Origin of the sequence: Denitrificimonas caeni, assembly GCF_027498055.1 — a bacterium.
Classification (GTDB): Bacteria; Pseudomonadota; Gammaproteobacteria; order Pseudomonadales; family Pseudomonadaceae; genus Denitrificimonas.
In genome coordinates, this window is sequence record NZ_CP114976.1 from 2,341,477 (window position 1) to 2,354,528 (window position 13,052).

9 protein-coding genes are annotated in these 13,052 nt (G+C 49.1%); all 9 read right to left on the minus strand.

Translation table 11 applies throughout. The features are described from left to right. Window positions 1-2 precede the first annotated feature (2 nt). The 9 genes from fliD to O6P33_RS10920 all read right to left on the minus strand — a co-directional run bounded on the left by fliD (window position 3) and on the right by O6P33_RS10920 (window position 13,043). Window positions 3-1,439, minus strand: coding sequence for a flagellar filament capping protein FliD (gene fliD, locus O6P33_RS10880; protein WP_269817798.1), 1,437 nt, complete (start codon window positions 1,437-1,439; stop codon window positions 3-5). 130 nt (window positions 1,440-1,569) lie between these two features. Further along, window positions 1,570-1,947, minus strand: coding sequence for a flagellar protein FlaG (locus tag O6P33_RS10885; protein ID WP_269817799.1), 378 nt, complete (start codon window positions 1,945-1,947; stop codon window positions 1,570-1,572). An 82-nt stretch (window positions 1,948-2,029) separates the two neighbouring features. After that, entirely contained in the window at window positions 2,030-3,532 is a 1,503-nt protein-coding gene (locus O6P33_RS10890; RefSeq protein ID WP_269817800.1) for a flagellin, read from the minus strand. 395 nt (window positions 3,533-3,927) lie between these two features. Then, window positions 3,928-5,391 carry a Fic family protein gene (locus tag O6P33_RS10895; RefSeq protein WP_269817801.1) on the minus strand — a complete coding sequence of 488 codons (1,464 nt, stop codon included), beginning with the start codon at window positions 5,389-5,391 and terminating at the stop codon, window positions 3,928-3,930. 191 nt (window positions 5,392-5,582) lie between these two features. After that, on the minus strand, window positions 5,583-7,121 hold the full coding sequence (locus O6P33_RS10900) for a flagellin (protein WP_269817802.1): 1,539 nt from the start codon (window positions 7,119-7,121) through the stop codon (window positions 5,583-5,585). Window positions 7,122-7,347: 226 nt separating this feature from the next. Beyond that, a complete protein-coding gene (gene flgL, locus O6P33_RS10905) occupies window positions 7,348-8,619 on the minus strand; it encodes a flagellar hook-associated protein FlgL (RefSeq protein WP_269817803.1) in 1,272 nt (423 codons plus the stop codon). Between the two features lie 44 nt (window positions 8,620-8,663). After that, window positions 8,664-10,769 (minus strand): flagellar hook-associated protein FlgK, encoded by a 2,106-nt coding sequence (gene flgK / locus O6P33_RS10910; protein ID WP_269817804.1) that lies wholly within the window; start codon window positions 10,767-10,769, stop codon window positions 8,664-8,666. 8 nt (window positions 10,770-10,777) lie between these two features. Continuing rightward, window positions 10,778-11,932 carry a flagellar assembly peptidoglycan hydrolase FlgJ gene (flgJ, locus tag O6P33_RS10915; protein WP_269817805.1) on the minus strand — a complete coding sequence of 385 codons (1,155 nt, stop codon included), beginning with the start codon at window positions 11,930-11,932 and terminating at the stop codon, window positions 10,778-10,780. 10 nt (window positions 11,933-11,942) lie between these two features. After that, window positions 11,943-13,043 (minus strand): flagellar basal body P-ring protein FlgI, encoded by a 1,101-nt coding sequence (locus O6P33_RS10920; RefSeq protein ID WP_269817806.1) that lies wholly within the window; start codon window positions 13,041-13,043, stop codon window positions 11,943-11,945. Window positions 13,044-13,052 lie beyond the last annotated feature (9 nt).

Below are 13,052 nucleotides of genomic sequence, written 5' to 3' on the forward strand. Positions count from 1 at the left end.
CATTAATTCCTTGAATTCATACCAGGCAAGCTGCCCAGTGACTGGAGAAGTTGTTGACTGGTTGTATTGAGTTGTCCAACCAGCGCATCCATCGCATTAAATTGCTTCAATAGGCGTGCTTCAATTTGGCCTGCACGCGCAGTGAGTTTTTCTTTCTGCTTGGTAATATCACTTCGCGTAGCATCCAAACTCTGCTGCCGCGAACCAATAATGCCATCCTTGCCGGTATAGCCGCCAATGCGGTTATCCATGCGTGACATCAATCCGTTGTCACCAGCAAAAAACTGACCTACTGAATCGAAGTTTGTCTCCAATGCAGCGTCCAGTTTTTTATCATCAATTTTCAATGTACCGTCTTTTTGCGTGGTAATCCCCAAGTCAGCCAAGACTCGAATGTCACCATTGCCGGATACATTACTCAACTCGTTACGCATACTGTTTACCAGATTACGCACTGTTGAGTCACCGACCAAACCGCCAACAACCGGAGCTTTATCGTCGCCCACTTTAGTCACTGCGGTCAGCTTATTACTCACTTCCATAAACTCGTTATAAGAATCAACAAACTTTTTCAGCTGATCTTTAACGCCTTTAGTATCTTGTCCAACGGTGACCGTTAACGGTTTATTCTCTTCAGTCTTACCTTTTAAAGTGAAACTGACATCAGGAATAACGTTTTCAACCGTATTAGAAGCGCTTTCAAGCTTTAAACCATCAATCGTAAATACCGCATTGGCTGCCAACTCTAAGGCGCCTGCTGTGGCTGGTACAAAAAGTGAATCATCCGTCGCTGCGACAGCAGCTTGTGCCATGACTGAGCCGTTAACATTAAGTGCATCGAGATTACCGCCAGCACCAGTCACTATAATATCTTTACCGCTACCGGTTTCTTTGCCGCTTAGCACCAACTGTGATTGTCCAGTGCTGGGGTTATTAATGATATTTGCCGTTACGCCTTTATCTTTTAACTGCTCGTTAAGGGCATCACGTATTTCAATAAGGCTAGCACCCTCAGCGATATTTACGCTCACCGGGCTTTCGTCATCGCCACCCAGTTTAACCGTTAAGCTGCCAGCCTCAGTTGCTTTAAAGTCTTTATCTAAAGCTGCTGTCGTTACTTTGCTGCTGGATGCTAAGCGCTCTACGGCAACACTATACTTACCGGATAACGCTGTTTTTTCTGCTGTAGCACTGAGCAAAGCAGTGTTTGAGGAAGTCGCTGTGCGATTATCAAACAACGCCATTTTGTTAAGGTCTTTCATGGCGGTTTGGAAATTACCGAGCGCACTCTGCAGCTGCCCCAACGCAGAAAATTTGGCTTCAGTGGTTTTCTCAAGACGGCCTAATTGCGAAGCCTTGGGAGCAACTTCTGCGTCAACCATTGCCTTAACAATATTTTTAATGTCTAAGCCGGAGCCTATACCTGGAATTCCCGCCATTTTAACCACCTTCGCCAGTTATCTAGCGTTTATATTCATTTATAACTTTACAATCAAGCTGTCACTCTAAGTGCTCGAACTGTATCGAGCATAGTAAACTTTTCTTTAGATGGCGCTGCAAATATTGTTATCACGCTTCTGCGGTAAACAATAAGCTACGCATCTCATCTAAGCTTTCGGCCAATCGCAGCGCTTCTTCAGTCGGCATCTGACGAATGATTTCGCCTGAAGCTGAATCTGTCACTTTAACCACCATGCGGCCAGTGGAATCATCAATAGAAAAGTTCAAGTCACGCTGCAGCGCTTGTGTAGCACCTTGCATGCTTGCCACAGCGTCCTCAAGGGACTGCATATCTTGCTGCGAGAACTCTCGGGCTTGCGGCTGCGCTTGCTCTACTGGTGCGGCTACACGTCCTACTGGACGCCCAAGCGGCACTGCTTCAGCCTGCCTAATCTCTTGCTTATGCATCTGTGGCGTTACTGCGCTTTTGTTTGTAATGATGTCCATAGCTCACCTCGGGGCTGTTGTAAGGCGGGATTGCGTGTAAATAAACACGCGCCCGCCATATTATGCAACCCTTAGCCGCTCATTACTGAAGCAAACTAAGTACCGCTTGGGGCAACTGATTGGCCTGCGCCAAAATTGCTGTACCCGCCTGTTGCATGATCTGATTCTTACTCAATGCCGCTGTTTCGGCCGCAAAGTCAGTATCTTGAATTCTTCCTCGCGCCGCAGAGACGTTTTCGGCAATATTTTGCAAGTTTGAGATGGTGTTCTCAAATCGATTCTGCACCGCACCCAAGTCTGCGCGCTGAGCGTCGATCTTTTGGATGGCTTGGTCGATAGCGATAATGGCTTCTTGAGAACCTTGAACAGTATTCAAGTCGATGCTGCCAACACTTATGTCGCTTGTTGCGAACTCTAAAGCCGACAAGTCAGCAGCTAAGCCCAGTCCTTGCATTGCTGCTAAAGCATCAGCAGCTGCGTTGTCACCTTTACCGTTGGCAACCAGAATGACATTACCGTCCTCTACAAAAGCACCCACACCAATATTGCGATCGTTAATTTGAGTAGCAAACTCTTGAACGCCTTTTTGTTGCTCAAGTATTTGAGACTTTGCGGCAGCCAAGGCAGCAGTATTGATTTGCGCCTGAAATGCCACGTCAAACTTACCCTGAATAGTATCATCACCAGTCGTACCATCTACTAGGTCTGCCCAAGAGCCCGGCGCAGTAGCCAGGTCATTAGCAGTTGATGAGAAGTCTGCAGTATGTGAAAGCTGTACAGTTACAGCTTGAGTCAAAGTTATCTCAACATCATCTCCAGCAGCATCTTTCGTGGTTACTTTTTCGCCAGCAGCCAGAGTATACTCACTGGTAATGGTTACTTTACCAGTAGACGGTGCACCACCGCCCACCACTGTAAAATCATCTACTTTTACAGTAGCTGTGCCCTCTGGTCGCGCATTCGCAACCGTGCCCGTCGTAGCAGTAGACTCGATAGTCAATTCTTTTGCATTAACCCCAGCAATGGCCGGATCAATAATTTTATCACCCGTTACAGTCGCCCGTGTCACTCGTGAGTTCAGCGCTGAGGTCGACATTTCGTCAATTTTCATACTGATCATTTCATTAGCAGCCGCACCCACCTGAAAAGTAGTGCTGCCAAAGCTGCCGTCCAGCAATTTACGGCCACCGAAACTGGTGGTATTTGCAATACGATCCAGCTCTTTTTTCAGCTCAGCCACTTCTGCGTTCAGTGCACTGCGCTCTTCCTTACTATTGGAGCCGTTCGCAGACTGTAAAGACAGATCACGCATACGCTGTAAGATATTAGTTGACTGCTCCAGCGCACCTTCAGCAGTTTGCGCCATAGATATACCGTCATTGGAGTTTTTAACCGCGACACCCATGCCGTTAATCTGGCTGGTTAAGCGGTTGGCAATCTGTAGGCCGGCAGCATCATCCTTTGCGCTATTAATACGAGAGCCAGTGGATAAACGCTGTAATGATGTTGCCAACGCATTGGACGAGCTGTTCAAGTTACGCTGCGTGTTTAAAGATGCAACGTTAGTATTGACTGAAAGTGCCATAGTCTGTGCCTCCAGAAGGCTGATTGTTAAGTATCAGACGCTGCTGTTTGGGCTTGCCCAGTTCAGGCACCCGAATACTTAGCTATCGTCTTAGTTATCGTCAGCGCAAGAGCAAACTTAGGGCTTTAAGGTTTTAGCCAAGCCTTTGACAGTTTCTCTTACACACAAAGACAAAAGCAGGAAGCGTGCCAGCTTAAGCAAAAATAGCTGTAATCAATCAAAACAACTTAAATTAAGAGCGCCATGACCTGCAGCACTAGCGCGCCAAATCATCACTCCTCTAGACTTTACTCTTTCCGGCATTCAATGCTCACAGCTTTAGCTATAGGAAGCCCTATGCCGTCCGCCGGCAAAATAGCGCCGGATCAGCACCCCCACCAGAACGGACTCCTTGTTTAGATACCACCAATTAACTCTTCGATGGCATCAAATACTTGCGGCTGTACAGTATTCTGGAACTGCCTGCGGCGATTGTTAGAAACCTTGCCCTGATTCTGTAACGCACTAATTACCAGTACACTCAGATCCTTTCCGCGTACATCAAAACGCAGGTCAATGGCGCGGTAAACTCTATCGAACGCTTGCAAGAAGCGGGTCTCTTCGTACAGATCCTGCTCCAGTGCCTGCTGTGCCATACGCAGCCCAAAAAGCACGCATTCTGTGGCATCCCAATAGCGATACAAGGATTGATCGGCCAGCAAGTCAAACGTGTAATCCTCATCCCCTAGCCAACCAACCTGCCAGTGTTCGCGCATTGGTATAGAAAAGCTCTGTAATGCTTGTAAATAAGCATCTTCATTGCGCTTCATCGCCACAGAAACGGGCAGCAACAAACCTTTGCGCAACTGTCCCGATTGCGCCAGCATGTAGTGGTACAAAAAACGGGACAACCTCCCATTGCCATCCATAAATGGGTGGATAAAAACGAAAGCAAATGAAAGTACAGAAGCAGCCACCAAAGGCTCAACCTTACCATGCCAATGATTGGCCAGCTTTAACAGCTCCACCATGAGCAGTCTAACCTCTGACGGTTCGGGCGGGACATAGGTTACGCCCATAGCGCCGCGCAGCGGGCCTTGCAACCAGTTCTGCTGGTGACGATAAAAAACAGCCTTATCCAGCGGATTAGTAATACACAGATTCTGTAAAGCCACCAAATAGGATTCATCCAATAAGCGTGACTCATGGGCTTGGCGCAACAACTGCACAAAAGCCTGCGCCTTGTCCTGCAGTGGCTGTTCATGCTCGATAGCAAAGCTGCTTTGAGTTTCATGCAGGTAGGCCCAACTCATCGCACGATCCAAGGTTTGTTGGCTCAGGCCGCAGGCAAACGCGTTGGCTTTTTCTAGAATATTTTGTGCCAGCAGCTCGGTAATTTCTGGCGTACGCTCTACGGTAACGCAGTAACCAGTGTTGCCCAGCCCGTTAAAGTTAACCCGCCAACGGGCACAACGCTGGTCGGGGCCACAAATATAACGTTTAGGATCAAACACAGCGACAGTCGGCCCAGTCACTAGTAGCTCTTCGGCAAGTAATTGCTGACTAAAAGCTTCCCATAAAAAACCAAGAATTCGCACATAGCGACCGGAGGGCTGTGCCATAACTGCGACGAGCATTTCATGTGCGGCAAGCTTCGGCAAGCACTGCGCCAGTACCTGCAAGTTGATACCCTCATGCTTTACTGCGAAGAGCAGATGCGCTAGTAACGAATCACCTTGTGGCGCAACGGCAGCAGGAACACGCAGCGCATTGTCCTCAATAGCCAAGCGGCTTACAGGACCAACCCGCGCTGGCCTGCGTATAGGGAAGACCTGCAATTTTAATTGCTGACGTATCCACTCATAGCCTACATAGGACATGTTTTATTAACCAAGCAAGGATTTTGTTAATAATAGCCTATTTCTTGTGTTTTTTATTAAATCAACCTGATACTTTGTTATCTTACTTAAACTATGCCGTTTTTCTAGCCGCCCCACCTCCGTACACTCTAGTGTGCAACCACAACAAAAAGGGCCGCACGAGGCGACCCTTTTGATGGAGCGGTTTACGATTAACGCAGTAAGCTGAGTACAGCCTGTGGCAACTGGTTGGCTTGCGCCAGAATTGCCGTACCGGCTTGTTGCATAATTTGCTGCTTACTCATGTTAGCCGTTTCGGCGGCGTAGTCGGTATCTTGGATACGGCCACGGGCTCCGGTTACGTTTTCGGCAATGTTCTGCAAGTTACCGATGGTGTTCTCGAAACGGTTTTGTACCGCACCGAGGTCAGCACGCTGGGCATCGATTTGCTGGATGGCCTGGTCAATCGCAATGATGGCTCTCTGAGATCCATCCACCTCATTCAAGTCAATGTCTGCAATGGACAAGCTTTCAGCAGTAAACGCAGGCACTACAATTTCACTGAGGTCAAAACCATCAAGTTTGAGTTCATTCAAGGCTTTTGTAATGGCTGCAACTCCATCATCATCATCACCATTTGCAGCTGCAACCAATTGTAGCCCTTCACCCTCGACAACAAATGCTCCAACTCCAATGTTTTTATCATTGATTTCAGTAGCTAAACTCTGCAAAGATTTTTCTGCCATCCCTTGCTGAACTACTGTTACAGCCTCTTTTTGGTTTTCAGTAATCCCGCCCTGGAAAGCTGTTTTAAACGCTGTGTCCAACGCTGTCTGAATTGCTTCATCTACTTGTGCTTTTTGAGAAGCAGTCAAGTCTCCCAGTTTAACATCAGCAGCAATAGTACCCGGAGCGGCAGTCACTTCTTCAATCTCAGCAGTGGCTGTGAATTTCAATTCTTCTGCAAGCGTAACCTCAAACTCCTCGCCACCGTAATTTACCGTTATCTTATCGCCTGCAGAAAATGTGATTTCTTGTGAAAAATCAACACTGCCAGTAGAGTCATCTGGAGCTGTGCCTGAAGTCCAGCCAGTAGCGCCTGTCAAGCTGGCATCTGTTGCATCTAGGGGGTTCGGATCAGTATCACCTAAAACTGGAGCATTAAAAGACAGCTTGCTTACATCAACCTTCATGCTTGCAGCAACATCGTCCAAGCTAATCGCCGTCTCCAGCACTTTAGAACTCAGCGCCGAGGTAGACATCTCAGCAATGTTGACACTAATGGTTTCGTTGGCAGAGGCACCAACCTGAAAGGTGTTGGTTTTAAATGAGCCATCGAGCAACTTCTTACCACCGAAACTGGTGGTGTTGGCAATACGCTCCAGTTCTTTTTTCAGCTCGGTCACTTCCTGGTTCAGTGCCTTGCGCTCTGAATCGCTATTGGAGCCGTTGGCCGATTGCAAAGACAAGTCACGCATGCGCTGCAGGATGTTAGTGGACTGCTCCAATGCACCCTCCGCAGTTTGCGCCATGGAGATACCGTCGTTGGCGTTTTTAACGGCGATGTTCAAACCATTCACCTGACTGGTTAAGCGGTTAGCAATTTGCAGGCCAGCCGCATCATCTTTTGCACTGTTGATGCGCGAACCTGTGGAGAGGCGCTGCAAGGATGTGGCTAAAGCGTTAGATGAAGAGTTGAGGTTACGCTGAGTGTTGAGCGCAGAAACGTTAGTATTAACAGAAAGTGCCATGGTATATGCCTCCAGGGGCTAATCAAAATTCTAACTGGGTGCGAGCTTTCAACTGTTAACTCTATATTGCCCAGTTATGTTGCATTCACTCTCTATATCGTCGGCTTGGCAAATAACTTTAATTTTTTTGAAATCTTTTTTAGCTATTTAACCTACTGCCCTTTAACGCACTAACCCTGCTTTATTTAGAGCAGGGTTAGTTTGTTGCACCTTAGATTTGTGCAAATCACCGAATCTTATCAAACAAATTCAACTGACTGACCTTCACAAAACTCATTTGCGCAGCTTCGAGAATTACGCTTTGGAAAGCCAGCTTAGATAAGGCTTCTGGGTAATCCACTTCTTGCAGCTCTGCCTGTACGCTTTTGTTTACGAGGGTCACGTCTTCGTTGTCGGTGAGTGTGGTTGCGATTACGTTCATGCGCGCACCTATGTCACCACGGGTGCCGTCAATCACCACCATGGCATGATCAATATTGGTCAGTGCAGCAGCTACGGCGTCGCGGTTGGCGCGGTTGCCTGCGGGGCTGTCGGTGTTGTCTTCTAAAGCCATACGCAGCTGGTGGATGGTGTCCAGTACGCCTTGTTTTTCACGGGCTGGATCTGCGGTTACGCTAATAGTTTCGCCACCGGCGGGCACGCCATCAAAGTGCATCGCTACCCCACGAAAGACGATGGAGTCTTGACGCTTATCGTCATCGTCCATGCGGCCGCTTTGCAGTACTGGATCGCCTGCAGTGTAAGGCTTGGCAAATATTTCATAGTTTTTAGGGTCACCTGGCGGTGTAGCCGTTGGATCACCAAAGCGAATCTCAATGCCATCCTGCGGAAACGCAGGGCTGCCAGAAAATGCCACTTCATCCTGCACCAATGGGGCTGAAACCGCCAAAGTTGAGCCGGCTGTGCTGGTTAAGTCGGCGTCTAAGCGTGCCGCATTGGGAATGTTTTCAAAAATTTTCTTACCACTGTCGCTGATCGCTACATTCAGCGAACTGGCAATCTGTAACTGGCGCTGCCCTTCATCACCCTCATAAGAAAAGCTGCCATCGTCCTGGCGAACAAAGGGCTGGGTTTTGCCCTGAAAACCAGAGAATAAATACTCACCACGGGCGTTGCGCGAGTTCATTAAGCCGAGCATTTCGTCTTCGCGCTCACGTAACTCAGCAGCAATCGACTGACGATCACTCTGGCTGAGCGCACCGTTTCCAGCTTCTCCGGCCAACTCCCGCACACGCTGCATAATGGTGTTGACTGAGTTCAGCGTGGATTCCTCTTGCGCCAAGCTGTTGTTGGCCGCAGTGAGGTTATTTTTGTACTGGCCAAGCATATTTTGCTGCTGTTCAAGCTGCATTAGGCGGACTGCGGCAACAGGATCATCGGCCGGCGTTAAAATACGGTTACCGGAACTGATCTGTTCATTGGTACGAATGGCCGCAGCGTAATTACGCTGTATGCCCTGAATACCGTTTTGAAACGCTTGTAGGCTTGAAATACGCATTGCCTGACTCCTAATGTTTCTGACTGCTGGAGGGCAGCCGCAAATTATCTAAATGCATTAATCAATGTATCGAACAATGAGCGCGCAACTTGAATAACTTGTGCTGACGCATTGTAATATTGTTCAAATTGAATCAGTTTGGCCGCTTCCTCATCCAAGTTCACTGCTGACAGCGAGTTACGGTTGTCCGTTGACTGCTTTAAAATCGCCCCCGTGGCCACTTCATCTTGCCGTGCTTGGGCGGTTAAAGTGCCCACGCGCTCAACAGTATCGCCATAGGCATCGTTAAAGCTCACCCCAGTACTGATGCCTTTAATACTGGCATCCACACCAATCACTTGCTGGTTTTGCAAGTCAGCCAGCTTGAGGGCGTTGCGGTTATCTGAAACGCCATTTTGGTTAAAACTAACGGTAAATTTATCACCATTTTCCGGGCGACCACTGAGGGTTTGGTTGATGGTGTAGCTTTGTTTGACACCGCCCACGTCCACTTCAATGGCATAACTGAGCTGGTTGGTTTGCCCTGAGGTAAAGTCCAGCTCAGTAATCGCTCCCGGTGCCGGTTGGCCTTCAACAGGTACGCCAGTGATGGTGACGCCTGGCGGCAAATTAACAAACTCTACTTTTTGCGTTGCTTGGTTATAGGTCAACTCCAACTCACCAACAGCCTTGAGGTTATCGAGGTTTAGAGTCTCTGTAACAAAGTTAGCTTGCGGTAAGTTGTCTGGATTAAGCGCCATTTCTACCGATGGCTGGCCAATGGTGCCGTTACCTTTGTTTTGTAAATCAGCGCCAGCTTTGAAAGGTCCGGCAAAAGCCAGTTGATCGGCCTGATCCAATTGTACAGAAATATCTGTAGCGCCGCGGCGGGTTGGCTCAAGAATAAAGCGATCGCCCGCCACAGGTGCCGGCGGATTACTCATTTGTAGGCTAATGCCCTGATCACGGCCGCTATTATCGGTGAAGCTCAGTTCTCCATTGGCTCCCACCACCACGTTCATGGCAGCACCATCACTTAAACGATGGGCGCTGTAATTGGTGCCGTCAAATTCAAGTCGGTAATCACTGGTTGTCAGTAACTGAGTGTTAGTGATCGTCATGGCACCGCTGGCATCACTGATGTTGCCAGCCATGGGCCGCACGCGCAGCTCAGTGAGCTTAGGGTCGTTAATGTCACCAAATAGACCAACACCCACTTGCCCTTTCAGGTCTAAACCCTGCCCTAGCTGGCTGTTCACTTCTGAGCTGATGCTCATTGCTAAGCGACCTAAAGCGTTGAGGGTTGGGTCTAATGCATCTTCACGGTAGCGCAGCAAACCGCCCACTTCACCGCCACTAATGCTGTTGGTGATATTTTGTCGCGAACCGCCACTGATAAAGTCCACTTCAAACTTAGTGGGATCACCACGGCCGGGTACTGCTTCTAATTTATTCACCGTGCTGCCGACCACTAACGGCTGGCCACTGCCTACCGAAAGGTTAAAGCTGTTGTCATCTTGCACCACCACTGACACACCAATATAAGCAGACAGCTGCCGCACCGCTTCATCGCGCTCATCCAGCAAATCATTGGGCTGCTGGCCATTGGTACCGGCGCTGGTAATGGCTGCGTTAAGGCTACCGATCGTTTGTGCTAAACGGTTAATTTGATCCGTAGTGGTGACCAACTGCTTGTTAATAAAGCTGTTTTGCGAGTTAACGTTTTCATAAATGCCATTAAAGCGGCGGGCAAGCCCTTCGGCTTCGGCTAAGACCAACTGGCGCGCGGGAATATTGGCGGGGTCTTCTGCGGCAGTTTGCGTAGCCGAGAAAAAAGCCTGCAATGACGGCGTGACACCTGTGGTGGTGCCAGCTAATAAGCTATCGAGCTGGTCAATTTGGCTTTTATACGCTTTCACATCGCTGTTCAGGGTGGTACTGGAGCGCACCTGGGCGGTTAAAAACTCATTATAGCTGCGACGAATATCCACCAAGGTGGTGCCTGAGCCAATATAGCCCGCACCGGTAAACTGCGCCGGACGTGTGGTTTGCACGGTGTCCTGACGGCTGTAACCTGGGGTGTTGATATTGGTAATATTGTGCCCTGTCACCGACAAATTGGTTTTTGCGGCACTTAACCCAGATAATCCAATACTTAATAAATCAGACATAATTCACCTCACGCCCGTACATTCGTACGTGACTGTTCGACGCTAGCCACCTGCTGATAAGTCTGCACTTTCTGCGCAATTTGCGATATTTTGCGCGCATATTGTGGATCAGTTGCATACCCTGCTTGCTGCAATTCACTGACAAAGCGCTCAGGGTTGGCAGTCGCTTGCAATGCTTGTCGATAACGACCATTGCTTTGTAAAAAATCCACGTAGTCATTAAAGCTTTGCTCAAATGAAGCATAGCTACGAAAATCTGCTTTCTCTTTTACTTTGACACCTTGCACATATTCAGATGTCGTCACTTGGGTAGAGCCGCCACCCCAACCATGGGCTTTGATGCCAAATAAGTTGTGGCTGCTGCCACCTTCACTGCCGCGGATAATGGATTTACCCCAACCTGTTTCCAAAGCTGCTTGCGCGACTAAATAACGGGGATCAACGCCCAGTTTTTTTGCCGCCTGCTCAGCCATGGGCAACATCGTCGCGACAAACTCTTCCGGCGAAGCAAATTGCTTACGGTTTATATCGACAGCATTGGCTGTTGCTAAAGTATTTTTTTCGGCAGCTGGGTAACTTTTTGCGACCTGAAAGTTTTGCGCTTCTCGTGCACTCTGTTGGCCAAGATTATTGGCAAAAGAGCCTTGCGCGGCTGTTCCAAGCCCAGCTAAAGCACGTCCTGCAGCGGTCACTGGTAAGGCTAAACGACGCTGATTAAGCAGTGCGGTATCATCACGCTGCCGATCTAGCGCCACATTGACTTTGGCTGGCACTGCCTGTGTGGCCGGCGCTGCCGCTGGGCTAACAATTTCTTGGGTAAAGGGGTTTGCAGTGCTGGGCTTAGGTGCTTGTGACAGCTGGCGGGTCAAAACATCCGCCATCCCCATGCCCTTACCTTGCGACAATGTCAGCGACAACTGCTGGTCGTACATATCGCGGTAGGTTTTGCTTTCATTGCTGTTCATAAAGTTATCATCAGCCAACACATCACCGGCAGCCCGCATCGCTTTCATCATTTCGCTAAGAAACAATGATTCGAACTCTTGCGCGACTTTACGGATATTGGCTTCGCTATCACGGCCTTCACCCACCTTCAGCTGGTGCAGGCGGTTTAAGTCAGTATAAGCGCCACTATCGGCTACGCTGCTGCTGTGTAAGTTCATAACTTTATCCTCAAATCACAATCAGGTCGGCTTGTAGCGCGCCGGCTTGTTTAAGGGCTTCAAGAATTGCCATTAAGTCAGAAGGAGCCGCCCCCACTTGGTTCACGGCGCGGACAATTTCATCTAAGGTTGTGCCCGGACCAAATTTAAACATTGGCTTCGCCTCTTCGATGGCATTCACTCTAGAGCGCGGCACTATGGCTGTTTCGCCTCCAGAGAAGGCTTCCGGCTGGCTGACAATAGGATCTTCGGTGATGACTACAGTTAAGCTGCCGTGCGTGACTGCCGCAGGCTGCACCCGCACATTTTGACCAATAACAATGGTGCCAGTACGGGCATTAATGATGACTTTTGCCACCGCTTGGCCAGCCTCAATTTCTAAGTTTTCGATAATGGATAAGTAGTCCACGCGCTGATTTGGATCAGACGGCGCAGCCACGCGGATTGAGCCAGCATCCATGGCCTGTGCAACTTGCGGACCTAACATGTCATTGAGTTTATCAACGATATTTTTTGCCGTAGTAAAGTCTGGGCTGTTGAGGTTTAAGGTCAGGTAGTCGCCTTGATTAAAGCCGCTCGGCACTGCGCGCTCCACTGTGGCTCCAGAAGGGATGCGTCCCGCTGACGGAATGTTGACGGTAATGCGTGAGCCATCAGCACCACCGGCGTCAAACCCGCCAACCACCAAGTTACCCTGAGCAATGGCGTACACGTTGCCATCAATCCCTTTTAGTGGGGTCATCAGCAAGCTACCACCGCGCAAGCTTTTTGCGTTACCGATCGACGATACGGTGATATCAATAGTTTGCCCCGGGCGCGCAAAGGCTGGCAGCTCAGCATGAATGGAAACCGCGGCAACGTTTTTCAACTGCACGTTGCCACCTGGCGGCACTTTAATACCAAACTGCGAAAGCATGTTGTTAAAGGTTTGTACGGTAAAGGGGGTTTGTGTGGTTTGGTCACCACTGCCATTGAGCCCCACCACCAAGCCATAACCAATCAACTGGTTGCTACGCACACCTTGAATAGTGGCCAGATCCTTCAGTCGTTCGGCGTGCGCTAAACCGCTACACAGCAAAGCTAGTAGGCAGGCAATTAAATACTTAGGCATAGTTTGTCC